A 24,873-nucleotide genomic window follows, 5' to 3' on the forward strand; every position below is an offset into this window, starting at 1 on the left:
GGCGCCGGGCGGGCCGGCGGTGAGCAGCTCGTCGCCGAAGACCAGCAGGGCGGCGCGGGGGGCCGGGTGGCAGCTCAGCTCGTCGTACCCGCAGGACGCGGCCAGCCCGATCACGCCCGGCGTGACCGGGGTGCCCGCCGGCAGCAGCTCCTCGCCGGCGGCGGCCTCCTCACCCTGGCGGCGCCAGTCGGGCAGGCGGCGGGGCTCGCCCGTGACGGCGCCGTCGGTCGTGGTGGACTCCTCGACCCGCACGATCGCCGTGGTACCGCGGGGAACCATCCCCCCGGTCGCGATCTCCACGCAGGTGCCGTCCTCGTCGAGCGGCTCCGCGTCGTTGCCCGCGAGCACGCGACCGACGATCCGCCACGGGGCGGGGCCGCGGGCCGCCCAGCCGTCGACGCTGGACGTCGGGAAGGCGGGCAGGTCGGTCAGGGTCACCAGGGGAGCGGCGAGCGTGAGGCCGTCGGCCGCAGCGAGCGGGACCGGCACCGGGCCCGGCGCGGCCGCGGAGCCCGCCTCGAACACCACCTCGCGGGCGGCGGCCCAGGCGATCGGTAACGTCACGTGGGAAAGCCTAGTGGTCCCCGCCGCGCAGCTGGTCGACGGCGTGGGCCAGCACCGGCCCCAGGACGGCAAGGCCGTCCTTGGCGCCCCCTCGGGAGCCCGGCAGGTTGACGATCAGGGTGCGCCCGGCGACGCCGGACAGCCCGCGCGACAGGATCGCCGTGGGCACCTTGGCCGCCCCGGCCGACCGGATCGCCTCCGCGATGCCCGGCACCTCGTAGTCGAGCACCCGCCGGGTCATCTCCGGCGTCGCGTCGGTCGGCGTGATCCCGGTCCCGCCGCTGGTCAGCACGACGTCGGCCCCCTCGGCCACGGCCGCGCGCAGCGCCGCCTCGACCGGCTCCCCGTCGGGCACGACCACCGGCTCGCCGACCTCGAAACCCAGGCCACGCAGGCCCTCGGCGAGCAGCGGCCCGCTGGTGTCGGCGTAGACCCCGGCCGCGGCCCGGTTGGAGGCCACCACCACGACGGCCTTCATCGCGCTCGCTCCCACACCCCGGTCTTACCGCCCTCCTTGCGCAGCACGCGCACGGCGTCCAGCGAGGCCGCCGGGTCGACCGCTTTGATCATGTCGATGAGGGCGAGGCCGGCCGTCGCCACCGCCGTGAGCGCCTCCATCTCCACGCCGGTGCGGTCCGCGGTGCGGGTCACGACCTCGATGGAGATCGAGTCGTCACCCAGCGTCAAGTCCACGGTCACGCCGTGCAGGGCGATCGGGTGGCACAGCGGGATCACGTCCGGGGTGCGCTTGGCCCCCATGATCCCGGCGATCCGAGCCACCGCCAGCGCGTCCCCCTTGGGCAGGGCTCCGTCGCGCAGCAGGGCGACCACTTCGGCTGTGGTGCGCACGACTCCCGCCGCGACCGCTCGCCGCGCGGTGACTTCCTTGGCGGCCACGTCGACCATCCGGGCGGCGCCCGACGCGTCCACATGGGTCAGCTCTCTCGACACCCGGCGAGCTTAGTCCTCGCCGCGCGAACAGCGGCTTGATCCCGCACGCTAGGGGCTGACCGCGTCGATTCGGCATACGGAGCGTCACTTCACCTCATCAATTCGTGACAAGGACCGCTATAGTTCGCAAACTATGATTCGACCGACAAATCGCCTTGAGCATCTTGCGATTCGCACCCTAGGCTGCGTTCAGCGCTCACGGCTTCGATTTATTTCGATCCATGAGACGCAGCGGGGGGTCGTATCAGCAGACGACCTTTGGAGGCGAAATGATGCGCAAGGATCACGACTGGGCTTAGCCCGCACGACGGATTGACAACGCCGGCACAACGCCGGTAACGATGGGCATCGACGGCGATGCAGACCAGACCGCGAACCGACGACGCGACCAACCGGCGCCCGTGGCGTCTCGTTGGTCCCGTCGTCGTCGGCGGAGCCGGCGTCGGCCTCTGGGCCCTAGGGCACATCACCGACCACGAGCAGCAGTTCCTGCCGATGCTCGCGCTGATCCTCGTGATGATCGGCAACGGCTTCGTGGTCATCCGCGTCCGGGTCCGGTCGACCACGATCGAGACTTCGCCGACCACCGCGATCATCACCGTCGGCGCGGCCTTCCTGCCCGCCGCGCCGCTCATTCTCGGGACACTCTGCGGCAAACTGCTCCAAATGCTCACCCGTCGCTTCAGCGACCCGGTAAAGGTGAGCTTCAATGTCGCGAAAGAGACGCTGTGCGCCGCCGCGGCCGCCTTCGCCGCCACCCTGACCGGGCTGCATCCGATTCTGCTGCAACCCGGATTCGCGGTTGCCGACGTCATTCCCGGCATGTTCGCCGCGTTCCTGGCCTACACCCTGACCGACGAGATCGTCTCGCAGGCGCTGTTCGCGACGGTCACCGACACTTCCTACCGGCAGCGGCTGGTCGCCCAGCTCAACACCCAGGTGGTCCCCCGGCTGGGGCTCTTCGCGGTCGCGCTGGCCACGATCGCCGCCTACCACATCAGCGAGTGGCTGCTGCTCGTCCTGCCGCCGCTGGTCTACGCGATCCACCTCGCCGCGGCCAACCAGGTCCGCACCCGCCAGGGCAACGAGGCCTGGCAGCGCCTCGCCGAGGCCACCGACGAGTTCAACTCCGTCGACCAGACCGCCGTGCTCTACGCCGCCGTCCGGCGCGCAGCCGACATCTTCTCCACCGACGAGGCCGAGGTCGAGATCCACCCGCCGACCGGGGGCGACCGGCTGGTGCGCAGCAACGGCACCCAGATCCTCTTCGACGGCGCCCCCGAGGACGCGCCGGCCGCCGAGGGCTTCCTGATCCCGGTCGCGCTGGAGAGCTACCGCGGCGACGCGGACCTCGGCGAGCTGCGGCTGCGCTGGCGCGGCCACGGCCCCGTCCGGTTCACCGAGCGCGAGCAGTACACCCTGCGCACCTTCACCGCCGCCCTGTGCACCGCGATCCGCAACGCCGCCACCTTCGCCGAGACGCAGCGGCTGGCCGACAGCCACGCGCGGGCCGCGGCCCAGGACCCGCTGACCCGGCTGGCCAACCGGCGGCGGCTGCAGCAGTACGGCGACGAGATCCTGACCGTCGGCTCGGGCGCCGGCGTGGTCGGCGTGGTGCTCATCGACCTCAACCACTTCAAGGAGGTCAACGACACCCTCGGGCACGCCGAGGGCGACCGGGTGCTCGTCGCGGTCGCCGAGCGCCTGACCGCCGCCGCCCGCCCCGGCGACCTGGTCGCCCGCTTCGGCGGCGACGAGTTCGCGGTCATCCTCGCCGGGCTCAGCGCCCCCGCCCTGGCCGAGCTGCGCGCGCAGACCATGCTCAACGCGCTCACCCCGCCGATCGCGCTCGACGACATGCGCATCAGCATCGAGGCCAGCTGCGGCGTGGCCACCGGCACCGGCGGGACGATCGGAGAGCTGCTGCGCCGGGCCGACGTCGCGTTGTACCAGGCCAAACAGGAGGGCCAGCGCATCGTCGTCTACGCCCAGTCCCACGACACCGCCGACGTCGGCAGCCTCACCCTCGGCGGCGACCTCGCCCGGGCGCTCGCCGAGCGGCAGTTCACCGTGCACTTCCAGCCCATCGTCGACCTGGCCAGCGGGCGGGTCATCGCCGCCGAGGCGCTGACCCGGTGGCACCACCCCGACCGCGGTTACCTGCCGCCGGACCGCTTCCTCGGCGCCATCGAGCGCTCCGGGCAGCTCGCCGCCTTCGCCGACGCCGTGCTCGACCAGGCCCTCGCCGCGGCGATCGAGTGGGGCGACGCCGGCTACCCGGTGCCGGTCGCGGTCAACGTCTCCCCGCGCAGCCTGCTCGACCCCTCGTTCCCCGAGGCGGTGGCCCGCCGGCTCGGCGCCCGCGGGGTGCCCTCCTCGGCGCTGGTCATCGAGCTCACCGAGTCGGTCACGCTGAGCAAGCTCGAGGTCGTCGACGACGTCCTGGCCGCCCTGCACGACCTGGGCATCCGCCTCGCCCTCGACGACTTCGGCACCGGCTTCTCGTCCCTGGCCACCCTCGCCCGGGTGCCGGTCGACGAGCTCAAGATCGACCGCAGCTTCGTCGCCGCGATGGAGACCTCCGCACCGGGCGCCGTCGTGCGCTCCACCATCGACCTCGGCCGCAGCCTCGACCTGCTCGTGGTGGCCGAGGGGGTGGAGCGGGAGGACCAGCGCCAGCAGCTGTGGGATCTCGGGTGCCCGGCCGGCCAGGGGCACCTCTTCGCCCGCGCCATGCCGGCCGACCGGCTGCTGGCCGCCCTGGAGCGCGGCCGGGGCCACCTGGCCGCCCCGCTGCACGACACGGGCGCGGTCATCCGCATGTCGCGCAGCCGACGGGCCCGCCGGATGAGCATGGGCGGCGAGCCCCCGGGCCGCGAGCGCTCCACCTGAGCCGCCGGGCCAGAATGGGTCGCATCGCCACCGACCTGCGCCCCCGCCTCCTCGACGCCGCCGGCTACGCGCTCTGCGCCGCCTTCGCCGGGATCACCGCGCTGAGTTCTACCCTCCTGCCCCACCGGGCGTGGGGCGCCATCGCCTGGATCGGCTACGCGGTGGCCGTCGCGCTGGTGCTGGTCCTGGGCCGGCGGCCGGTGACGTACCTGGCCTTCGCCGCCACCGCCCTGCTCCCGCTCGTCGCCGAGGCCGTGCAGCGCGCCGGCGGCCGCACCGATCGCGCGCAGGAAGAGGTGCTGGTCGTCGAGCAGATGGGCCGGCGGCTGGTGGACAGCGGCACGCCGTACCTGGGCCACGATGCCATCGCCGCCCTTCCCGGCGCCGATCGCCTGCTGGGCTACGCGCCGTACCAGCCCGGCATGGCCGTCTTCGGCCTGCCGCGCGCGGCCTTCGGCGCCGCGTGGTGGACCGACGCCCGCGTCTGGTTCGCGATCGTCACGATGTTCTGCCTGTGGTACTGCATGAGCCTGCTGCGCCCCCTGGCCTCCGACGACCGCACGCTGCGCCCGCTGCAGGCCGTGGCCGCCCTCCCCCTGGCCACGCTGACCCTCGCCACCGGCGGCGACGACTTGCCCGTGCTCGCCCTGTGCCTGCTGGCCATCGCCCTGGCCGCCCGCGACCGCTTCGGCGCCGCCGGGATCGCGATCGGCGCCGCCGGGGCGCTCAAGCTCTTCGCGCTCCCGGTCGCCCTGGTGCTGCTCGTCCTGGCGGTCCGCCGCGGGAGGTCGGCCGTGGCGGCCCGGTTCGCCGCCGGGGCGCTCGGCCTGCCGATCCTGGCCCTGGTGCCGGCGCTGGTGGTGGACCCGGACGCGTACCTCGAAAACGCCCTGCGCTTCCCGTCGGGCCACGGCCTGGTCGAGAGTCCGGCGCAGTCCCCGCTGCCCGGGCACCTCATCGCGGCGGCCACCGAGGGCGGGCGCAGCATCGCGCTCGTCCTGCTCCTGCTGGCGGGCGCGGTGATCGCGGTCCGGCTGCTGCGCAGGCCGCCGGCCGACGCCGGGGCGGCCGCCGCGTACGTGGCCGCCGGGCTGACCGCCGCCATCATGCTCACGCCGAGCACCCGCTTCGGCTACCTGCTGTACCCGGTCGCCTTCCTCGCCCTGTGGTGGTCATTGCGTTTACCGAAGCCCGACCCGGTGTAGACAGGGGGAATGGGCTTTCGCAACCGGGTCGAGGCCGGGGCGGCCCTGGCCGAGCTCCTGGTGGAGTACGCCGACCGTCCCGACGCCGTGACCCTGGGCCTGGTTCGCGGCGGCGTGCCGGTGGCCGCCGAGGTCGCCCGCCGCCTCCATCTGCCGCTCGACGTGCTCGTCGTGCGCAAGCTCGGCGTGCCCTGGGCGCCCGAGGTCGCGTTCGGCGCCCTCGGCCCGGGCGACGTGCAGGTGCTCAACGACGAGATCGCCGAACGGCTCGACCCCGACGAGATCGACCTGGTCGTGCGGCACGAGAAGGCCGAGCTCGAGCGCCGCGAGCGGCTCTTCCGGCTCGGCCGCGACCCGCTCGACCTCGCCGGCCGGGTCGCCCTCGTCGTCGACGACGGCCTGGCCACCGGGGCGACGGCGGGGGCCGCGGTCGCCGTGGCCCGCAGCCTCGGCGCCGCCCGGGTGGTGCTGGCCGCCCCGGTCGGCGCCGACACCGCCGTCGCCCGCCTGCGCCGCGCCGCCGACGAGGTGATCTGCCCCATCGCCGAGGCCGACTTCGGCGCCGTGAGCCGGTACTACGACGACTTCCGCCAGCTCGCCGACGCCGACGTCACCCGCCTGCTTCAGGGGTAGAGCTTGGCCGCCGCGTTGATCGTCTCGACCAGCTCCCGGACCTGGCGCCCGTCCCCAGCGCGCGCCGCGATCGCCTCGAGGTCGGCCAGCCGCACCTCGTCGCCGTAGCGGCTGGCCCGCAGTACCTCGGCCAGGTACGCCGCGGCGTAGCAGACCCGCACCGGTGCCGGGGCGCGGTCGAAGCCCTCGTCCAGCACCGTCACCGTCACCGGCTGGCTCAGCTCGCTCGCCTCCCGCGTCTTCGGGTCCTGCCAGCGCACCCGCACGTCGGCGAGGTGGCCCTGCGCGCCGGGCCGCAGGTGCAATGCGTAGAGGGCGGTCACCGCGTGGCCGGGCCCGACCTCGCCGCCGTCCACCCGGTCGTTGCGAAACTCCGAGGCCGACAGCGCCCGGTCGTCGTAGCCGATCAAGCGGTACGACAGCACGGTCTTCGGGTCGAACTCGACCTGCGCCTTCGCGTCGAGGGCGCGCAGCGCGACGGTCGACGGGAGCTGCTGCACGAAGACCCGGTCCGTCTCGGCCACGTCGCTGACGTACACGACGTAGCCGTCGCCCTTGTCGGCCAGTTGCTCCATGAACTTGTCGCCGTAGTCGCTGCCCACGCCGACGCCGAGCAGGCTGATCTGCTTGGCCGCCGCCTCCTGCACCGACCTGACCAGCGCCGTCGCGTCGGTCGTGCCCACGTTCGGCAGGCCGTCGGAGAGCAGGACGACCCGGTTGGTGGCCGAGGCGCGGAAGGCCTGACGGGCCGTGTCGTACCCCATCCGCAGGCCCGCCTCCAGGTTCGTGCTCCCGGAGACCTTCAGCCGGCCGATCGCGTCCCGCAGGCCCTGCCGGTCGCGCACCGGGGTCATCGGGCGCAGCAGCTCGGCCCGGTCGGAGTACGCCACGACGGCCACCGAGTCGGTCGGGCGCAACTGGTCGACGAGCGTGCTCAGCCCGTGCTGGACCAGGTCGAGCTTGCCCGCCTCGGCCATCGACCCGGACACGTCCACGACGAAGGTCAGCGCCGCGTCCGGGCGGGTCGCGTCGGACTCGCCACGGGTCTGCAGCCCGACGCGCAGCAGCCGCGCGCCGTCCCCGGCGTTGCGGTGCGTGTCCGGCAGCCGGGCCCCGTCCGCGCTGATCGCGAAGCCGTTGCCCTCCGGTTCGCGGTACTGCTGGTCGAACGCGTTGACGAACTCTTCCGGCCGGATCGTGCCGGCCTGGGGCCGGCGCCCGGCCGCGAGGGTGCGCCGCGCGAAGCCGTACGAGGCCGTGTCGACGTCCACCGCGAACGTCGACACGGGCCGGTCGGCCGCCGCGACCTCGCCCTCGGCCGCGCGGCCGGCGGCCTCGGCGGTCGCGGCGCCCTTGGCGAGGCCTTCCGGAGTGCCCGGCGGCCCGTAGCCGGTGACCCTGGGCGCCGCCTTGCCGCTGTCCGAGCTGCGCTCCTCCACGCCCGCCCCGCACGCGGCGAGCACCGTGAGTGCGAGCGCCGCGACCGCGACCACGCGCAACTGACTGACCATCGATGCCCTCCCTGAGGTGTGTGTGGTCAGTCAGACGAGGGCTCGTCGCCGGCGGCTCCCGGCGTGACCGGAAGGTGACCTAACGGTGATCTATGCGTGCAGTTGCGTTTTGAGTACCGCGAACGCGACCGTCGCCACCCCCGCCCCCAGCACAGCGCTGGCGAACCCGATCGCGAACGGCCGCCAGCCCGTCGTCACCTTGCCCAGGATCATGGCGATCACGATGCTGATGGCCATCGCCACCGCGATCTCGGGCACCTCGCTCATGAGGTGGCTCAACGCCTCCGAGCGCGGCGCCGGGCACGCCAGCCCGAAGGCATTGGTGCAGCCCGGGCGCGGCTGCGACGACAGCGTGAACGACCAGCCGGCGTACATGGCGAGCGGGATCAGATACCAGCACGCGGTCGCCACGAACGAGCCGATGTAGACGCTGCGCTGGTCCGGCTCGTCGTCCTCGTCCTCGTCCTCGGCGTCGCCCTCGACCCAGTCGTCGTGGTCGAGGACCCGGCCGTGGCCCGGCCGGCGCGGGTCGGAGCGGGCCGGGAACGGCTCGACGCCGTAGTAGTCGTCCCGATCGGGCGCGCGCTGCTGGGGGATCCACCGCTCCTGCCGCGGATCCCATCGCCCGGTCTCCGTCCCCTGGCGCTCGCGGCCGCCGCGAGACCTCTCCCAATCCGGGTAACCCACGTGCCGGAGCGTCACCTGTTCGTGACCTTCGCGCAATCGGCCGTCCAGCCGAAAGATCCGCATCCCTCTTTCTTCCACACACAGGCTGTGGATGACGAAAGACCAGTTCAAGACCCATGCAGCGGTACGTCACGAGGAGTTATCCACAGCCCTGTGCACAACGTTTCCCAAGCTTGGGCCCCGTCTTCCACAGGTTGTCCATACCCTTTTCCACCGGCTAACTTTGTTCGAACGCCAGTCGCCCCATACGGTTGCCCAGGCGCGTTGCGCGCCGGCGAGGACTCGTCACACCCGCGAGCGGGGGTGACGTTGGGGGGCGAAGTGTCGATCACAGACGACAGGCGAACGGATCCGTGGGACGACGCGAGCCCTGAGCCGCCGGGCCAGCGCCCCGAGCGCGAGCGCCCCGCGGGCGGCGCCGAGACCTTCGAGCGCACCCCACCCCAGGACGTGGCGGCCGAGCAGAGCGTCCTGGGCGGCATGCTGCTGTCCAAGGACGCCGTGGCCGACGTCGTGGAGATCCTGAAGACCCACGACTTCTACAAGCCGGCCCACAGCATCATCTTCGACGCGATCCTGGACCTCTACGGCCGCGGCGAGCCGGCCGACGCCGTGACGGTCGCCGCCACCCTGACCGACTCGGGCAACATCGCCAAGATCGGCGGCGCCCCGTATCTCCACACCCTCATGACGACGGTCCCGACCGCCGCCAACGCCAGCTACTACGCCCGCATCGTCGCCGAGCGCGCCGTGCTGCGCCGCGTCATCGAGGCCGGCACCCGCATTGTCCAGCTCGGCTACGGCTCCAGCGGCCAGGGCGGCCGCGACGTCGACGACGTGGTCGACCTGGCCCAGCAGGCCATCTACGACGTCACCGAGAAGCGCGTGAGCGAGGACTTCGCCGTCCTCGCCGAGATGCTGCAGCCCACCCTGGACGAGATCGAGGCCGTCGGCGCCCAGGGCGGCATGATGACCGGCGTCCCGACGGGCTTCAGCGACCTGGACCGCCTGCTCAACGGCCTGCACGCCGGCCAGTTGATCATCGTCGCCGGTCGGCCCGGTCTCGGGAAGGCCCTGGCCCTCGACACGCCGCTACCCACGCCGGACGGCTGGACCACGATGGCCGAGGTCCGTGCCGGCGATCGGTTATTGGGCGCCGACGGCCGCCCGACGACCGTGGTCAACGCGTTCGAGGTGCGCCACGGCCGGCCCTGCTTCGAGGTCGAGTTCTCCGACGGCTCGGTAATCGTCGCCGATGCCGAGCACCTGTGGAAGACCACGACCCGGGCCGCTCGCCGCCAGCGAGCCGAGAACAAGCGGTCGCCGCAGTGGCCGACCGCGGCCCGTGCCGAACTTGCCGCCGTCCACCGGGCGGCGGCGACCGGCCCGGACCAACTGGTCACATTCGGCGACGCTGTCGAACTTGTCGGCGACCGGTTCCGGCACGTCCTGCACGTCGCCGGACATGAGGTCGGCCAGGTGGGCACGCTCGTCCGGCAGTACACCCGGGCGGGTCGCCCGTGGTCGCGCTCCATGCCGGCCTACTCGCGACGGGCGTTGCTCGAGGCACTGAACCGGCGGGTGAACCGGCTGGTCAACGCGGAGACAACCGCGACGCATCCGGACGTGGTCACGACCGCGCAGATCGCCGCCACGCTCTACCACCTCGCGGACGGCCGGGCCAACCACGCAGTCGAGAATGCCGCGGCGCTGCAGCTGCCGGAGCGCGACCTCCCCGTGCCGCCATATACGCTCGGCGCCTGGCTCGGCGACGGCCACTCGGCCGCCCCGCGCCTGACCACGGGAGACCCTCAGATCGCCGAGGCGATCGCCGCCGAAGGCATCCGGGTCAGGCCGAGCACCGCCCACCCGATGCTCTACGGTCTGCACGCCGCCGAGCCCGGCAACTCCCTGACCCGGCAGCTTCGCGAGCTGGGTGTCCTGGGCAACAAGCACATCCCCGCGCACTACCTCCGCGTGTCGGAATCCCAGCGCCGCGCCCTGCTCGCCGGCCTCCTCGACACCGACGGCACCGTCACATCGACCGGCAACGTGCAGTTCACGTCCACCAGTGAACGCCTCGCCCACGACGTATTCGAGCTCGTGGTCAGCCTCGGGTACCGCTGCACGATGACCCGGCGGCCTGTTCGCGGGCGCACGCCATCCTCCTCGATCGCGTACACCCTGAACTTCACCACCGCCGATCAGGTGTTCCGGCTCGAGCGCAAGCAGACCGCGATTCTGCAGCGCCGACGCACGGTGACCACCGCCCGCACCTCGACGCGCTTCATCGTCGCCGTCCGCCCGGTGCCGAGCGTGCCGGTGCGCTGCGTGCAGGTCGACAACGCCGATCACATGTACCTCGCCGGGCGGGCGATGATCCCCACCCACAACTCAACGGCCGCCATGGACTTCAGCCGCGCGGCTTCGGTCAAGCACAACATGGCCTCGGCGATCTTCAGCCTGGAAATGTCCAAGGTCGAGATCGTCATGCGCCTGCTCTCGGCCGAGGCACGGGTGCCGCTGCACGTGCTCCGCTCGGGCCAGCTCTCCGACGACGACTGGACCAAGCTGGCCCGGCGCATGGGCGAGATCAGCGAGGCCCCGCTCTTCGTCGACGACACCCCGAGCATGAACCTGATGGAGATCCGCGCGAAGGCCCGCCGGCTCAAGCAGCGCCACGACCTAAAGCTCATCGTGGTCGACTACCTGCAGCTGATGACCAGCCCGAAGCGCACGGAGAGCCGCCAGCAGGAGGTCGCCGACCTGTCCCGTGGCCTGAAGCTGCTGGCCAAGGAGGTCGAGTGCCCGGTCGTCGCGGTGAGCCAGCTCAACCGTGGCCCGGAGCAGCGCACCGACAAGCGCCCCCAGCTGTCCGACCTGCGCGAGTCGGGCTGTCTGACCGCCGCAACGCGCATCATGCGGGCCGACACCAACGCAGAGATCACCATCGGCGAGTTGATGGCCTCCGGCACGCGGGACGTTCCGGTGTGGGCGCTGAACGAGAAGCTGCAATACGTGCCGCGCACGATGACCCACGCGTTCTCCAGCGGGCGGAAGGAAGTGTTCCGGATGCGGCTCGCGTCCGGACGGGTGATCGAGGCGACGGCCAACCATCCGTTCCTCGCGTTCTCGGGCTGGACGCCCCTCGGTGAGCTCGCGGTCGGCGGCCGGATCGCGGTGCCGCGGCACGTGCCGCCGCCGCTGGCGATCGAGCCCTGGCCGGAGCCGGAGGTGGTACTCCTCGCCCACCTACTGGGCGACGGGTCGTTCGTCCGGCGGCAGCCGATCCGCTACGTGAGCGTCGACGAGGCCAACCTGGCAACGGTCGCCGAGGCGGCGGCGCATTTCGGGATCACCGCGGTGCGTGACGACGACCCGGCGTCGACGCTGCGTTTTCCCGCCCCGTCTCGCCCGGCCCACGGCCGGCGCGACCCGATCGCCGAGTGGCTCGACCGGCTCGGGCTGTTCGGGCTGCGCGCGCATGAGAAGTTCCTCCCCGACGCGCTGTTCGCACTTCCCAAGGAGCAGGTCCGACTCTTCCTACGGCACCTGTGGGCGACCGATGGTTCGGTCACGCTGCTGCCGGAGTCGAACGCAGGGCGCATCTCCTTCGCTTCCACGAGCCCGGCAATGCTCGACGGGATTGCCCGCCTGCTGCTGCGCTTCGGCATTACGTCGCACATGCGCACGACCACACCGGGGCCGCACGGGCCGGGCCACACGCTCGAGGTGTCCGGCCGCGACGAGCAGCTCCGCTTCATTCGCGAGATCGGCGTCCACGGCGCGCGGGGAGGGCCGTGCGAGCGGCTGGGTGCGCGGCTCGAGGAGCTCACCGCCAATCCGAACGTCGACACGATCCCGAAGCAAGTGTGGGACTCGGTCCGTGCGGCGCTGGTCGAGCAGGGAGTCCCGCACCGGGACTTCACGCCGGCCATGGCAGCGCAGTCCAACGGCAATGGAATGTGGCAGCACGCGCCGAGCCGGTCCCGACTGGCGCAAGTGGCGGCGGTCCTGGACCGCGCCGACCTGGACCTGCATGCCACGAACGACGTCTTCTGGGATGAGATCCGTTCGATTGAGAGCATCGGCGAGCAGGAGGTGTACGACGCGACCGTCCTCGGCGTGCACAACTTCGTCGCCAACGGCATCGCAACGCACAACTCGATCGAGCAGGACGCCGACGTCGTGATCCTGCTGCACCGCGACGACTACTACGACAAGGAGTCCCCGCGCGCGGGCGAGGCCGACTTCATCGTCGCCAAGCACCGAAACGGCCCCACCGACACCGTGACGGTCGCCGCCCAGCTCCACCTGTCCCGCTTCGTCGACATGGCAATCTGACCCCTCCACCCCGGCCCGCTGGCCACTCCTTCACCCGAGCCGCTGAGCGCCGCGGTCCGCTCCCGATCGCAGCCGGGCCACTTGTCCGCCCGCAGCTCGACAGCCCGCGATTTGACCGCCCGTGGCTTGACCGCCCGCAACTTAGCCGTCCGTGACCTGACCGTTCGGGGCTTGGCCTCCCGCCCGGGGCGCTGGCCGTCCTCGTCCCTTGGCTGTGGGGCACGCTCAGCGCGTGGGCCGCTCCAGCTGGCACCCGGCGCGCGGGCTGCCCCCGTAGGTTCCCCGGCCGTGCCGCAGCTACGACCACCGCGGCCAGTTCGCCGATCTGCCACACGGCGTGCTGCCCTGCATGGCTCCCCGCGCGTTGCCCCCAGCCGCCACCGACCTCGGCCGATGGTCGCCTGTGGGCCGGCGGGGAGATGCGAAAGGGGCCCCTCGCCATGAGGGGCCCCTTCTGCCGTGCCTGGTGGTGCTACTTCGCGGCCGTGACCTTCAGGGTGAAGACCGCGGCGACCTCCGGGTGCAGCTTGATCTGCACCTTGTAGTCGCCGACCGACTTCACGTGGCCCGGCAGCTCGAGGCGGCGGCGGTCCAGCTGGGGCCCGCCGGCCTTCTGCACGGCCTCGACGACCTCGGCCGAGGTGACCGAGCCGTAGAGGCGGCCTTCCTTGCCGGCGCGAACCGACAGCTTGACCGTCAGGCCCTCGAGCTGGGCCTTGACCTCGTTGGCGTGGCCGAGATCGCGGATCTCGCGGGCCGAGCGGGCACGCCTGATCGTCACGATCTGCTTCTCGCCACCCTTGGACCACGGAATCGCGTAGCCCTGCGGAAGCAGGTAGTTACGGCCGTAACCGTCCTTGACCTCGACGATGTCGCCGGGGGTCCCGAGGCCGGTGACCTCCTGGGTAAGGATGATCTTCATATCGGCCGCCCCTTAGCGCGTGGTCGCGGTGTAGGGGAGCAGCGCCATCTCGCGCGCGTTCTTGACGGCGCGCGCGATCTGCCGCTGCTGCTGGGCGGTCACACCGGTCACCCGCCGAGCGCGGATCTTGCCGCGGTCGGAGATGAACTTCCGCAGCAGGGCGGTGTCCTTGTAGTCGATGTAGGCGATGCCCTCCTTGTCGAGAGGGTTCACCTTCTTCTTCGGTTTGCGCAGGGCCGCAGCCTTCGCCATTGCTCTTGCTCCTGATGCCATTAGAACGGGGGCTCGTCGTCGAAGGATGAGCTCGACCTGCCGCCACCGCCGCCACCGCCAGCCGGCGTCGCGTTGGCCCACGGGTCATCGTTGTACCCGCCGCCTCCGCCACCGCCGCCGCCGTTGCCGCCGCCGCCGCCCGAGCCGAAGCCACCGCCACCGCCAGAGCTGCGCGACATCTTCTGCACCTTGGCAGTCGCGTAGCGCAGCGACGGGCCGACCTCGTCGACCTCCAGCTCGATGACGGTGCGCTTCTCACCCTCGCGCGTCTCGTAGGTCCGCTGCTTGAGCCGACCGGAGACGATGACCCGAGACCCGCGGGTCAGCGACTCGGCGACGTTCTCGGCCGCCTGCCGCCACACCGTGCAGGACAGGAACAGCGGCTCGCCGTCCTTCCACTCGTTGGTCTGACGGTCCATGATCCGGGGGGTGGATGCCACCCGGAACTTGGCGACCGCTGCTCCCGACGGAGTGAAACGCAACTCAGGGTCCTCGGTCAGGTTACCGATGACCGTGATGGTGGTATCTCCCGCTGCCATATGAGTCAACTCCTCGCGCGCTGGTGTATGGCCACGATGTCACAGGGGTACGACAGTTTTTGCCGTCGCGCCCGCGACCGTGGCCGGGCGAAGCAGATCGATCTCGCCCGGGGTTTCCGCTCAGCGGACCTCGGGCCGGATGACCTTGGTGCGCAGCACGGACTCGTTGAGTCGCAGCTGACGGTCCAGCTCGGCAACCGACTCCGGCGAGGCCTGGAGGTCGATGACGGCGTAGATACCCTCGGTCTTCTTGTTGATCTCGTACGAGAGGCGCCTGCGGCCCCACACGTCGAGCTTCTCCACCGAGCCACCCGACGTCCGGATCACGTTGAGATACGTGTCGAGCGACGGGGCGACGGTGCGCTCCTCGAGACTTCCGTCGAGGATCACCATGATCTCGTAATGACGCAAGACGTTCTCACCTCCTACGGGCTAAGCGGCCGCGGTCCATCCGCGGCAGGAGGTCATGCGTCGTCCATCCGCGCGAAAAGCCGATGGACCGAACCAGAGTACACGCTGAGGTGTCAAGACAGAAAAAGACCGCGGGGCGCGTCATCCGCTTCTTTGGGTGGGACCTGGGGAGGAACGACCACACCGGTGCGTTGGATGACTGCGCCCCGCGGAGCTAGGGAAAACCGTACCTTATGCGAAGCTCGCGCGTGATGCCCGTTGAGCAATAATAGCCCGAATTGCGGCGATTCCCACGCCGACCGCGCAGACCGTCGCCACGAGCGCCAGCAGGCCGGCGGGGCCGTTGCGCGCCGGTCCGCTCGCCGCTACCGGCACCTCCACCAGCACCCGGTCGTCGACCGGGGTACTCGGGCCGGCGCCCACCGCCGGGGCCGCAGCGGCGCTCGGGTCGAGCAGCGACGGGTCGATCGGCTCGGTGCCGGACTCGCCGGCGGCGTCCGTGGCGGTCGCCGCACCGGCCTGGCCGCGCGGCGCCTTCGACGACTGGGCCGCGGCGCCGGTGCTCATCGCGTGGTTCGCCGCGCCGGCCGCGGCACCGGCGGGCCCGGCGGGTGCGGGGTGGGTCGCGCCGCCGGTGCGCGCCTGCCCGGGCGTCGCCTGCGTAGCGGTCGGGGCCGGCGCCGCGGTCACGCCGACCGAGACCGACTTGAACTGCTGCACCACGCCGACGCCACAGTCGAAGGTCATCGCGACCTCGACCGGCCCCTTCTTGAACAGGACCGGCACCTGCTGGTTGGGCTGCACCGTGGCCACACTCTGGCCGTCGACCTTCAGGTTCGCGTTCTGGCCGAGGCGGTTGACGAAGTTCACCCGCGAGTCGGCCGGCACCGAGACGTTGCCCGTGCTCGGCTGGGACTTGCAGACCAGCAGGCTCAGCACGCTGCCACCGGCGAATTCCACCGTCGGTGTCTCAGGGGCGGCGCTCACCGGGCTGGCGCCCACGGTCAGGGCCGCAGCGGCGAGTGCCACGGCGGTAGCCGCCAGGCGGACTGCCGATCGGTGTCCAGACAAGGTAGCCATCCAGTAGCCATCCAGGGTTCGGGGAATCGATTGGGGGTCGTTCCATCGAGCTGTACAAGGCCCGCTCGATCGCCGGGGCGATCACGGGCGGCTACGTGCGTAACGACGGGGGCGACTGGACGGTGACGGAAGCCTGGCATTCCGGACCCTTCGGTCGGCGCCACCGGCACGCCGCACAAACTGTCACACCCACGTCGTAGGCTCTGCGGCATGCGAATCGGTGCTCACGTCGACCCCGCTGAGCCGCTGGCCGAGGCGGCCGCCCGGGGCGCCGACCTCATCCAGTTCTTCCTGACAGACCCGCAGGGCTGGACCGATCCGAAGGATCGCGACGATGCGGAGGCGCTCCGCAGCGCCGAGACCGACGTCTATATTCACGCGCCCTACCGGATCAACGTCGCATCGTCGAACAATCGCATCCGGATTCCCAGCCGCAAGCTGCTGTTCAGCCACGCGGCCGGCGCGGCCAAGGTCGGCGCCAAGGGCATCATCGTCCACGGCGGCCACGTCGAGAAGGCCGACGGCCTCGCGGCGGGCTTCGACAACTGGCGCAAGACCTTTGCCTACGCCGCCGACCAGGGCGGATTCGCAACGCCGGTCCTGATCGAGAACACCGCCGGGGGCGACAACGCCTGCGCCCGCCGCTTCGACAACCTCGCCCGGCTCTGGGACGCGATCGGCGACTATGAGGTCGGCTTCTGCCTCGACACGTGCCACGCCTTCGCCGGCGGCGAGGATCTGCTCGACATCGTCGAGCGGGTCAAGGCCATCACCGGCCGCATCGACTTGATCCACGCGAACAACTCGCGCGACGGCTTCGACTCCGGCCGCGACCGGCACGACAACATGACCGCGGGCGAGATCGATCCGGAGCTGATCGTGGCGGTCATCCGTGCGGCGGGCGCGCCGGCGCTCGTCGAGACCCCCGGCGGGGCCGAGGGCCAGACCGCCGACATCAACTACCTGCGGGAGCGGCTGGCGTGAGCAACGTTTCGTCGGAGCCGACGGTGTCGGAGGAGCCGCCATCGGACGGCCGTCCCCGGACCAAGGGCCGCTCCACCGACCTCACCCCCGGCGATCAAGGCAACACGGACGCCGAGCCCGCTGAGAGACCCTCCGCCGACGGCAGGGCCGAGCACGGCGCCGACGCGGCCCGGGATGACGGTTCCGACCGGGTTCACTCCGGGGAGCCGGCGCCGGCCGGGGCCGACGACGCAAAGCCGGGCGGGGAGGCCGCGGGTCACGAAGACCCGGGCGACACCGAGCCGGCAGGAAAGGCGCCCGGCGACGAGAAGGGCCGCGCCACCGGGCCGGCCGCCGCTCAGCCGGGCGAGGACGAGCCGGAGACCGGCAAGCAGCGGCGGGACGAGGACGGCGGCGAGCAGGCCGACGAGGGGAAGGACGCCGCGGCGGCGAGCAAGGAGCCGGCGGACCCGTTCACCGCGTTCGCGCCGGAGCCGGAGTTCGTGCCGAGCCGGTTCGGGCGGATCACGCGGCGGACCAGGTCGGGCCTGGCCCGGTTCTTCGCACACGAGTGGACGCTGGCGGCGCTCGGATCGGTGCTGCTCGCGGCGATCATGACGTGGCCGGCGCTGCAGTACCCGGCTACGACGATCCCGCAGGACATCTGGGACCCGACGCTGCAGGCGTGGCAGATGTCGTGGGCCGGGCACATCCTCACGACCGACCCGCTGCAGCTCTGGCAGGCCAACGCGTTCTATCCGGACCAGTACACCTACGCGTTCTCGGACACGCTGCTCGGGTATGCGCCGGCCGGGATGATCGGTTCGGGGCCCGTAGCGGCCATCGTGCGGTACAACATCATCTTTGTTTTGATCTTCGCCTTCGCGTTCTTCGGCGCCTATGCGCTGGCGCGCCAGCTCGGGACAGGGCGCACGGGGGCCGCGGTGGCCGGGGCGGCGTTCGCGTATGCGCCGTGGCGGCTGGGGCAGGCCGGGCACCTGCACGTGCTGTCGATCGGTGGCATCGCGCTGGCGCTGGCGATGCTGGCGCGGGGGCACGGGTTCTCGCTGCGGCGTGGGTACGAGCCGGAGAAGCGGCGGTGGGGCTGGGTGCTCGCCGGCTGGCTGGTCGCGGCCTGGCAGATCAGCCTGGGCTTCGGCATCGGCATCCCGTTCGCGTATGCGCTGCTGACCGCCGTGCTGGCCTCGGCCGTCACATGGGGATACAAGCACCTGCGCAACCGGGGGGCCGGGCGCCGGCCGTTCGGCTGGAAGCTGCTCCTCGCCAACCTCGGCGGCGGGCTGGTGTTCGTCGCGGTGAGCGCGATGATGGCCTACCCGTACCTGCAGGTCCTGAAGCAGCACCAGGAGGCCAAGCGCAGCGCGGACATCATCGGACTGTTCTCCCCACCGCTGAAGGGGCTCTTCATCTCGCCGCCGGAGTCGTGGCTGTGGGGCGACGCCTACGCCAACGCCCGCTCGACGCTCGGGTGGGCGCCAGAGATGGCGCTGCTGCCCGGGTTCTTCCTGTACGGGCTGGCGTTCGCAGGCCTGTTCGTGTCGATCTGGCGGCTGCAGCACCGGCTCCTGCTCGGCGTCGGGGCCGTGGGCACGGCGATGCTCGCCATGGGGACCAACGGGCCGGGTGACGGGGACTACGGGTACCTGGCGCTGTACCGGATGCTGCCGGGCTTCGAGGGCATTCGTACCTCGGGCCGGCTGATGGTCTGGGTGACGCTGTTCCTGGCGCTGCTCGCGGCCGGCGCGGTGAGCGCGTTCGCGGAGCGGGCCGTCGAGCTCTTCGCCGACCGCACCCAGTCCGACGTCCGCGACCAGGCCGGGGTGTGGCGGATCGTCACGCTGATCCCGCTGCTGCTCGTGCTGGCCGAGGGCGTTCACCAGACGGGCCCCAACCACCAGATGGGCCCCAACCCGACGGTGCCGCCCGCGCCGGTGGCGATGAGCACCGTGCAGGGGCCGGTGATGGTGCTGCCGTCCAGCCAGCTGTTCGACATGAACGTCATGCTCTGGAGCACCGACGGCTTCCCGAAGATGGTCAACGGCGGCAGCGGGTTCACCCCGAGCAACCAGGAGATCCTGCGGCTCAACATGGAGCAGTTCCCGGACCAGGCGACCGTGACCCAGCTGCGCGAGATGAAGATCCGCACGGTGGTCGTGCTGCGCGACGAGGCTGCCGGGACGCCGTACGCACGTGCCATCGACGCCCCGATCGACGGCCTAGGCATCACCCGAACCGAACAGGGCGACGTGATCACGTACAAGATCGACGGCTGAACGCGGGGAGAGGACGGGCCCGCAACGGCCGCGGGCCCGAGGTCGAGCCGCGCCACCGGAGATGCCCAGGCCGTGTTCATAACGCCCGGAGCCATTGGCTGATGGCGGCGATCGTCACGGCGTGCCGAGGGCCGCGCAGGTCGTCCGGGTCAAGGCCGCGCGCGGTGAGCAGCGCCGTCACCGCCGCGTCCGGGTCGGCCAGCACGGCGGCGACGAGCGGGCCGACGGCGAGGCGGCCGGGCTGCGGGGCGAGCGGCACGCGCACCGCTCGGTCGATCGCGGCCATCGCTGCTGCGGTGAAGGGGGCCCATCCCGGCGGATCGGCGACTGCTGGGCAGCGACGGGCCCGCCCTTCCCGCCGAGGTTGACGGCGAGGTCCACGGCCGGTCGCCGGACGCCAGCCGGGCCGCTTCCCGCAGCGCGGCCAGCGCCTCGATCCGGCCCCACGCATCCTCGCGGATCGGCGCCTCGTGGGGCAGGTGCGATCTCGCCGGCTCGGTGTCGGCGGCGGCACGTCGTCCGGCCGGAGGTGGCGCGCATGTCGGTGCGCACGCGGAGGCAGGCTCGCAAGACGTCTACCGTGGTGACGACCGAGCGGCCGCCGGCGTGAACCGCCTTGCCGGCCGATAGCAGCGGGGCCATCAGTTCGAAGCCGGCGAGCGTCATCGTCGGCCTCGACGTGGTCTTCGGGGTGGCCGGCGCGGTCGTACTGCTGGCCATGCTCGTATCAGCCCGCCTGAACATCGCCGACCAGCCCGTCGGCGCCGCGGCCTAACAGATAGCGCAGAAACACCCAGATACCAGAAACACCCCAGATACCCCGCCGGGCGAAAAGTCCGGAATGTCGTGGCGCGCCAGCGCCCGACATTTCGAAACGAGCACACAAACGGCCCGCGCGGAAACCGCCCGGGCCGTTGTGATTCACGTGAAACGGACTATCCCGCCCGCGCCAGGGCCGGCGGTGGAGGGGCCAGCCCTTCTTCCTCCTCGGGCAGTTCGTCGTTGTAGACGCCGGCGTCCGGGTCCTGGCCTTCGTAGGTGGTCCGGACCAGGTCCTCCTCGGGCCGACGGATGTCCCGGATCACGTACCCGACCAGGATCGCGAGGGTGACCAGCCGCAGGAGCGAGGCCAGCACGAAGACGCCCTCGGGGAACACCTGCCGGCCGGAGGCGCCCATGAGCTCCCCGTAGAAGGAGACGAAGTAGATCACCTCGGCGATCTGCCAGGCGAGGAACGCCCCCCACTTGGGCCGGGCCAGCACCGCGAGAGGGATCAGCCACAGGACGTACTGCTGCGACCAGACCTTCCCCGTGATGAGGAACGCGGCGACGATCAGGAACGCCAGCTGAGCCAGGCGCGGGGTGCGCGGCGCGGTCAGGCCGAGGATCAGGATGCCCGCGCAGCAGATGAGGAACAGCCCCAGGTAGAGGATGTTGAGCGTGCCGTGCTGCGGGTCCGTGTCCAGGTTCCCGAAGAACGGGAAGCCGTACTGCCCGGAGCCCCGCGGGAAGTGCGCCCCGATGTACCACAGGGTGCCCCAGTCGATCCCGCGCTCCTGGTTGAAGGACCAGAATTTGATCCACGAGTCCCAGAAGAAGTACGCGACCGGCGCGTTGACGACCCCCCACGTGACCACGCCGGTGCCGACGGCGACGAAGAAGTCCTTCCATTTGCCGGTGCGCAGGCTGAGCACGAGCAGCGCGCCGATGATGAGCATCGGGTAGAACTTCGCCGCCGTCGCCAGGCCTAGGAAGACGCCGGCGAGCACAGGTTTTCGCTTCGCCCAATAGACCATGGCCACGGCGGTCAGCCCGACCGTGAACAGGTCCCAGTTGACTGTCGCGGACACGAAGAGCGCGGGCGCGACGGCGAGCAGGGCCGCGTCCCAGGGTCGGCGGCGGCGCACGGCGAGGGTGGCGGCGACGGCGGCGATGCCGAAGGCGCCCAGCACGACCGCGTTGACGTCGTAGAACGTCTGGCCGTCGTTCTGCACGACGCCGCGCTGCTTGAGGTCGTGCACCGGCAGGCCCAGGACGCCCATGAAGGCGCCGGTGAGCACCGGGTACTCGACCGGGTGGTCCTTGTAGGGGACCTGGCCCTCGCTGAGGCCCTCGGCGTAGTACAGCGCCAGGACGTCGGTGTAGCAGAAGTACTTGTACTGCTTCATGTCCGTCCACGCGGCATCGCGGCACGGGGACTTCTGGACCCAGTGGAAGCTGAGCATGGCGCAGATGAGCAGCAGTACCACGCGGGCCGGGGTCCAGAACCGGCCACCGCCGGGCAGCCGGACGCTGCTGCGGACGGCGTGGGTGCCGAGGGGGCCGCCGATCGACTCGGACAGGCCACCGATGAAGCGGTCGGAGTTGGCGGGCTCGTCGACTAGATGCTCAGGGCGCAGGCTCGGCTGGCCCGGTCTCATCGGCATCGTGTCACCGTACCGTCGCTGGCTCGGAAGCGGACGTAACCCCCGGTTGGACGCGGGCCCCGGGCCGGATCGGCACGGCGAAGAGCAGGGCCACCATCAGCAACAGGTACCAGTTCTTGATGAGGAAGCCCCACACCCCGTGGCCCCAGGGGTCGACCGGCAGCCCCTGCTCGTACCAGGAGACCAGGCCGAGCCCGACGGTGAGCGCGACGCCGACCGCGAGGGCCACCCGCCAGCGGGAGGCGGCGGCCAGCACGATCAGCGCGGGGATGAACCAGTAGATGTGGTGGACCCAGGTGATCGGGCTGATCAGGCAGCCGACGAGCCCGGTGATGGTCAGCCCGACCACCTCGTCGCCGGCCAGCGCCGCCCGGCGGGCCCGCCACAGCCCGAACCCGAGGGCGAGCAGCACGAGCACAGCCCAGACGAGCCGGTTGGGCTCGCCGGGGGCGGACAGCCGGGCGAGCATGCCGTAGAAGGACTGATTGAAGGTGTACGCCGCATTGCCGATCCCCTCGCCCTGCCACAACGCGTCGGTCCAGAACCGCACGGAACTGCGCGGCATGACGGCGAACGCCAGCAGGCTGGCCGCGGCTGCGGTGGCCGCGGCGGTCAGCGCCGCCCGGTACCGGCGGCTGACCAGCAGGTAGACGACGAAGATGGCCGGGGTGAGCTTGATGGCGGCGGCCAGGCCGATGAGCGCGCCGGCCCAGCGGCTCCCTCTCGGGAGCAGGACCAGCAGGTCGGCCAGGACCAGCAGGACGAGCACCATGTTGATCTGGCCGAACGTGTAGTTCTCGCGGATCGGCTCCAGGGCACTGATCACGGCCAGCGCCAGGACCAGCGCGAACGGCAGGTCCCAGCCCTTCTCGCGGGCGATCGGGGCGAGCAGCCAGTACGTCGTGACGAGCACCGCCGCGACCGTGACGACGCTGTAGAGCACGACGGCCGGAAGCCAGCCCAGCACCGCGAACGGGACCAGGACCAACGCGCCGAACGGTGGGTAGGTGAAGCCGAGCGCGCCCTGGGTGTCGTCGGGCTTGACGAAGTCGTAGAGGTTGTGGCCGTCCAGCCACCAGTTCACGGCCTGGCGGTAGATGCCGAGGTCGAACCAGTCGTGGCGGTTGCGGTACCAGACGTGGCCATAGACGACCAGCGCCACGAAGAGCCCGAGCAGCACCCACCGGACGACCCTGCGCCTGCCGGCGTCCAACGCCCACCTCCCACGAAAAGGGCCACGGTCCCGGCGAACATACCGCCGGGACCGTGGCCATACACCTCTCGGGTGTCAGCGTCTTCGCGTCGGAAGATCGGTCGGGACGATGCCGCCGCCGTTACCGCCCGGGCCCGGAGTATCCCCCGGGTTGCCGGGTCCGCCCCCGTTGCCGCCCCCGCCCCCATTGCCGTTGCCGTTGCCGGGGAAGTTCGGGTCGAACGTGGGCGCCAGGCTCGGCTGCGGCGAGATGCCGGTGCCGACCTCGATCCGCCCGGTGTGGGCCGGCGGCCGGAAGTTGACCTTCGGCTCCTTGAGCTGCGTCAGTGCGGCGTCGAGGAAGTCCATCCAGATCGGGCCGGGCAGCGTGCCACCGATGACGGCTCTGCCGTTCTTGTCCTTGATCGGCTGCTCGTTGGCCTTGTTGCCGACCCAGACCGCCACCGCCAGACCCGGGGACTTCTTCGCCGGATCGTAGGCGCTGTAGCCGACCATCCAGGCGTGCGCGTTGCCGCTGGACGAGCCGGCTTCGCCGTACTGCCAAGTGCCCGTCTTGCCGGCGACCTGCCGCCCGTCGTGCGCCTTCAGTTTGTAGTGCGTCGGCACGCCCTGCAGCACCGTGTTGAGATCGTCGGACATCTGGTCGGTGAAGCCCGGGATCCGCTTCGGGGCGATGACCTCGGCGTAGGTCTTCGTGCCGTCCTGCCACACCTCCTTGAGGAAGTGGGTCTTGGCGGCCAGACCGCGCGCGGCGAAGGTGGCGATGCCGCCCGCGTGTTCGAGGACCGTCACGGGGTACTGCCCGAAGCCCACCTCGGTGGAGAAGTAGGTCGGCGACACCTTGGCGCCGTCGTTGTTCACCAGGTCGATCTTGGTCGACTTGCCCTGGACGTTGGCCCACATGTCGGTGATGCCCGCGGCCCGGGCGGTGTCGATCACCCTGGCCGGTGTGACCGCCTCGGTGAGCGCGAAGAACGGCACGTTGAGCGACATGACGGTGACCTCTTGCAGGGTGCACCAGTCGCCGTGGCCCGAGTCGCACCTGGGCTTCGACGGGGAGCCGTCGCCCGCGTTCTTGACCGGGTTGCCGCTCTTCGCGGTACGACCGCTCTTGGGGAAGTCGGCCGGCGAGTTGCCGTCCCACATCGAGTCGATCTTGTAGCCCGCCATGAGGCCCGTGGCCAGGGTGTAGACCTTGAACGTCGAGCCCGGCGGGTGGCCGCCGCAGCAGCTGTCCTTGCCGTCGCCGAGCACCGGGTCGTTGTAGTAGCCGGCGTAGTCATTGCCGCTGCCACTGTCGCCGCCGTAGTAGGCCTTGACCGCGCCGGTGCCCGGCTCGACGGCCACGAGGGCCGCCTGCAGGTTCCCCGGCTGTTTGTACATGTTCGACTCTTTGTTGTCGGTGGCCTCGCGCACTGCGATCGGCTGGATGTCCTTGTCGATCGTGGTGACGATCTTCAGGCCGCCGTTGCGGATCTTGTCGAAGTTCTTCTTGCCGTCCGCGTCGGTGTCCTCGTACAGCAACGCGCCCGTCTTCGGGTCGGTCAGCGCCGCGACCTCACCCAGCACGTGGTGGATGATCAGACCCTCGGGCTTGTTGATGTTCTGCGCCGACACGGAGTTGGCCCGCGCCGCGGCCGGCGTGATGACCGTGTCCGGGTACTTCATCTTGGTCGGCGCGTCGGCCGCGGAGCAGAAGTTGAGCTTCAACATCTGACCCTTGATGTAGTCGAACCGGTCCGTCGCCTGCTTCTTGTCAATGTTCGGGTCGAACGGGCTGCCCTTGCCCTTGGTGCCCTCGGGGTTCTTGATCAGCCCGGCCAGGACCATGCCCTCGGCCATGTTCAGCTTCTCCGCCGGCTTGCCGAAGTACGCCTGCGACGCGGCCTCGATCCCGTAGGCACCCCGGCCGAAGTAGACGATGTTGAGGTACATCGCCATGATCTCGCCCTTGGTGTACTGCTG

General features: G+C 71.2%; 20 protein-coding genes and 1 pseudogene. 7 read left to right on the forward strand and 14 right to left on the reverse strand.

What is annotated here, in order from left to right; genetic code table 11:
* The 3 genes and pseudogenes from AB0M46_RS44920 to moaC all read right to left on the reverse strand — a co-directional run.
* Window positions 1-525: pseudogene (locus AB0M46_RS44920) on the reverse strand (molybdopterin molybdenumtransferase MoeA); the annotation flags it as partial.
* A gap of 49 nt (window positions 526-574) precedes the next feature.
* Window positions 575-1,042, reverse strand: a complete 468-nt coding sequence (locus tag AB0M46_RS44925) for a MogA/MoaB family molybdenum cofactor biosynthesis protein (RefSeq protein ID WP_363346608.1) — start codon at window positions 1,040-1,042, stop codon at window positions 575-577.
* On the reverse strand, window positions 1,039-1,515 hold the full coding sequence (moaC, locus tag AB0M46_RS44930; protein WP_363346610.1) for a cyclic pyranopterin monophosphate synthase MoaC: 477 nt from the start codon (window positions 1,513-1,515) through the stop codon (window positions 1,039-1,041). The genes AB0M46_RS44925 and moaC overlap by 4 nt, the downstream gene beginning before the upstream one ends.
* Before the next feature lie 357 nt (window positions 1,516-1,872).
* On the opposite strand from moaC, the gene AB0M46_RS44935 reads away from it, so the two are divergent.
* The 3 genes from AB0M46_RS44935 to AB0M46_RS44945 are packed head-to-tail and all read left to right on the forward strand — an operon-like array spanning window position 1,873 to window position 6,245.
* Window positions 1,873-4,407, forward strand: coding sequence for a bifunctional diguanylate cyclase/phosphodiesterase (locus tag AB0M46_RS44935; RefSeq protein ID WP_363346612.1), 2,535 nt, complete (start codon window positions 1,873-1,875; stop codon window positions 4,405-4,407).
* A 14-nt stretch (window positions 4,408-4,421) separates the two neighbouring features.
* Window positions 4,422-5,612, forward strand: coding sequence for a glycosyltransferase 87 family protein (locus AB0M46_RS44940; protein WP_363346614.1), 1,191 nt, complete (start codon window positions 4,422-4,424; stop codon window positions 5,610-5,612).
* 9 nt (window positions 5,613-5,621) lie between these two features.
* Window positions 5,622-6,245, forward strand: a complete 624-nt coding sequence (locus tag AB0M46_RS44945; RefSeq protein ID WP_363346616.1) for a phosphoribosyltransferase family protein — start codon at window positions 5,622-5,624, stop codon at window positions 6,243-6,245.
* Here AB0M46_RS44945 and AB0M46_RS44950 read toward each other — a convergent pair.
* Complete coding sequence (locus AB0M46_RS44950; protein WP_363346618.1) at window positions 6,236-7,756, reverse strand: von Willebrand factor type A domain-containing protein; 1,521 nt, start codon at window positions 7,754-7,756, stop codon at window positions 6,236-6,238. The two genes, AB0M46_RS44945 and AB0M46_RS44950, sit on opposite strands and share 10 nt — an antisense overlap.
* A gap of 90 nt (window positions 7,757-7,846) precedes the next feature.
* Window positions 7,847-8,443, reverse strand: coding sequence for a hypothetical protein (locus tag AB0M46_RS44955; protein WP_363346620.1), 597 nt, complete (start codon window positions 8,441-8,443; stop codon window positions 7,847-7,849).
* A gap of 450 nt (window positions 8,444-8,893) precedes the next feature.
* Between AB0M46_RS44955 and AB0M46_RS44960 the strand changes: the two genes are divergently transcribed.
* Window positions 8,894-12,787, forward strand: a complete 3,894-nt coding sequence (locus tag AB0M46_RS44960; RefSeq protein WP_363346640.1) for a replicative DNA helicase — start codon at window positions 8,894-8,896, stop codon at window positions 12,785-12,787.
* A 472-nt stretch (window positions 12,788-13,259) separates the two neighbouring features.
* Here AB0M46_RS44960 and rplI read toward each other — a convergent pair whose 3' ends face one another.
* From rplI to AB0M46_RS44985, 5 genes are all read right to left on the reverse strand, one after another.
* The gene (gene rplI / locus AB0M46_RS44965) at window positions 13,260-13,709 is read right to left on the reverse strand and encodes a 50S ribosomal protein L9 (protein ID WP_363346622.1); all 450 of its coding nucleotides are present in this window, start codon (window positions 13,707-13,709) and stop codon (window positions 13,260-13,262) included.
* A 12-nt stretch (window positions 13,710-13,721) separates the two neighbouring features.
* The gene (gene rpsR, locus AB0M46_RS44970) at window positions 13,722-13,961 is read right to left on the reverse strand and encodes a 30S ribosomal protein S18 (protein ID WP_223100246.1); all 240 of its coding nucleotides are present in this window, start codon (window positions 13,959-13,961) and stop codon (window positions 13,722-13,724) included.
* A 20-nt stretch (window positions 13,962-13,981) separates the two neighbouring features.
* Window positions 13,982-14,521, reverse strand: a complete 540-nt coding sequence (locus tag AB0M46_RS44975; protein WP_363346624.1) for a single-stranded DNA-binding protein — start codon at window positions 14,519-14,521, stop codon at window positions 13,982-13,984.
* Between the two features lie 120 nt (window positions 14,522-14,641).
* Complete coding sequence (gene rpsF / locus AB0M46_RS44980; protein ID WP_033359943.1) at window positions 14,642-14,932, reverse strand: 30S ribosomal protein S6; 291 nt, start codon at window positions 14,930-14,932, stop codon at window positions 14,642-14,644.
* A gap of 231 nt (window positions 14,933-15,163) precedes the next feature.
* Complete coding sequence (locus AB0M46_RS44985) at window positions 15,164-15,961, reverse strand: hypothetical protein (protein ID WP_363346626.1); 798 nt, start codon at window positions 15,959-15,961, stop codon at window positions 15,164-15,166.
* 261 nt (window positions 15,962-16,222) lie between these two features.
* On the opposite strand from AB0M46_RS44985, the gene AB0M46_RS44990 reads away from it, so the two are divergent.
* The gene (locus tag AB0M46_RS44990; RefSeq protein WP_363346628.1) at window positions 16,223-16,996 is read left to right on the forward strand and encodes a deoxyribonuclease IV; all 774 of its coding nucleotides are present in this window, start codon (window positions 16,223-16,225) and stop codon (window positions 16,994-16,996) included.
* Window positions 16,993-19,269 carry a hypothetical protein gene (locus AB0M46_RS44995; protein WP_363346630.1) on the forward strand — a complete coding sequence of 759 codons (2,277 nt, stop codon included), beginning with the start codon at window positions 16,993-16,995 and terminating at the stop codon, window positions 19,267-19,269. Before AB0M46_RS44990 ends, AB0M46_RS44995 begins: the two co-directional genes overlap by 4 nt.
* A 76-nt stretch (window positions 19,270-19,345) precedes the next feature.
* Here the strand turns inward: AB0M46_RS44995 and AB0M46_RS45000 are convergent, their stop codons facing one another.
* Window positions 19,346-19,555: a hypothetical protein gene (locus AB0M46_RS45000; protein ID WP_363346632.1), complete on the reverse strand. Its 210-nt coding sequence runs from the start codon at window positions 19,553-19,555 to the stop codon at window positions 19,346-19,348.
* 330 nt (window positions 19,556-19,885) lie between these two features.
* On the opposite strand from AB0M46_RS45000, the gene AB0M46_RS45005 reads away from it, so the two are divergent.
* The gene (locus AB0M46_RS45005; RefSeq protein WP_363346634.1) at window positions 19,886-20,044 is read left to right on the forward strand and encodes a hypothetical protein; all 159 of its coding nucleotides are present in this window, start codon (window positions 19,886-19,888) and stop codon (window positions 20,042-20,044) included.
* 160 nt (window positions 20,045-20,204) lie between these two features.
* On the opposite strand, the gene AB0M46_RS45010 is transcribed toward AB0M46_RS45005, so the two are convergent.
* The 3 genes from AB0M46_RS45010 to AB0M46_RS45020 form a co-directional block, all read right to left on the reverse strand.
* Window positions 20,205-21,689: a glycosyltransferase 87 family protein gene (locus tag AB0M46_RS45010; protein WP_363346642.1), complete on the reverse strand. Its 1,485-nt coding sequence runs from the start codon at window positions 21,687-21,689 to the stop codon at window positions 20,205-20,207.
* A 10-nt stretch (window positions 21,690-21,699) separates the two neighbouring features.
* A complete protein-coding gene (locus tag AB0M46_RS45015) occupies window positions 21,700-22,908 on the reverse strand; it encodes a glycosyltransferase 87 family protein (RefSeq protein WP_363346636.1) in 1,209 nt (402 codons plus the stop codon).
* A gap of 75 nt (window positions 22,909-22,983) precedes the next feature.
* A partial coding sequence (locus AB0M46_RS45020; protein ID WP_363346638.1) for a transglycosylase domain-containing protein occupies window positions 22,984-24,873 on the reverse strand: 1,890 nt, incomplete at its 5' end.

Origin of the sequence: Dactylosporangium sp. NPDC051485, from assembly GCF_040682015.1 — a bacterium.
Classification (GTDB): domain Bacteria; phylum Actinomycetota; class Actinomycetes; order Mycobacteriales; family Micromonosporaceae; genus Dactylosporangium.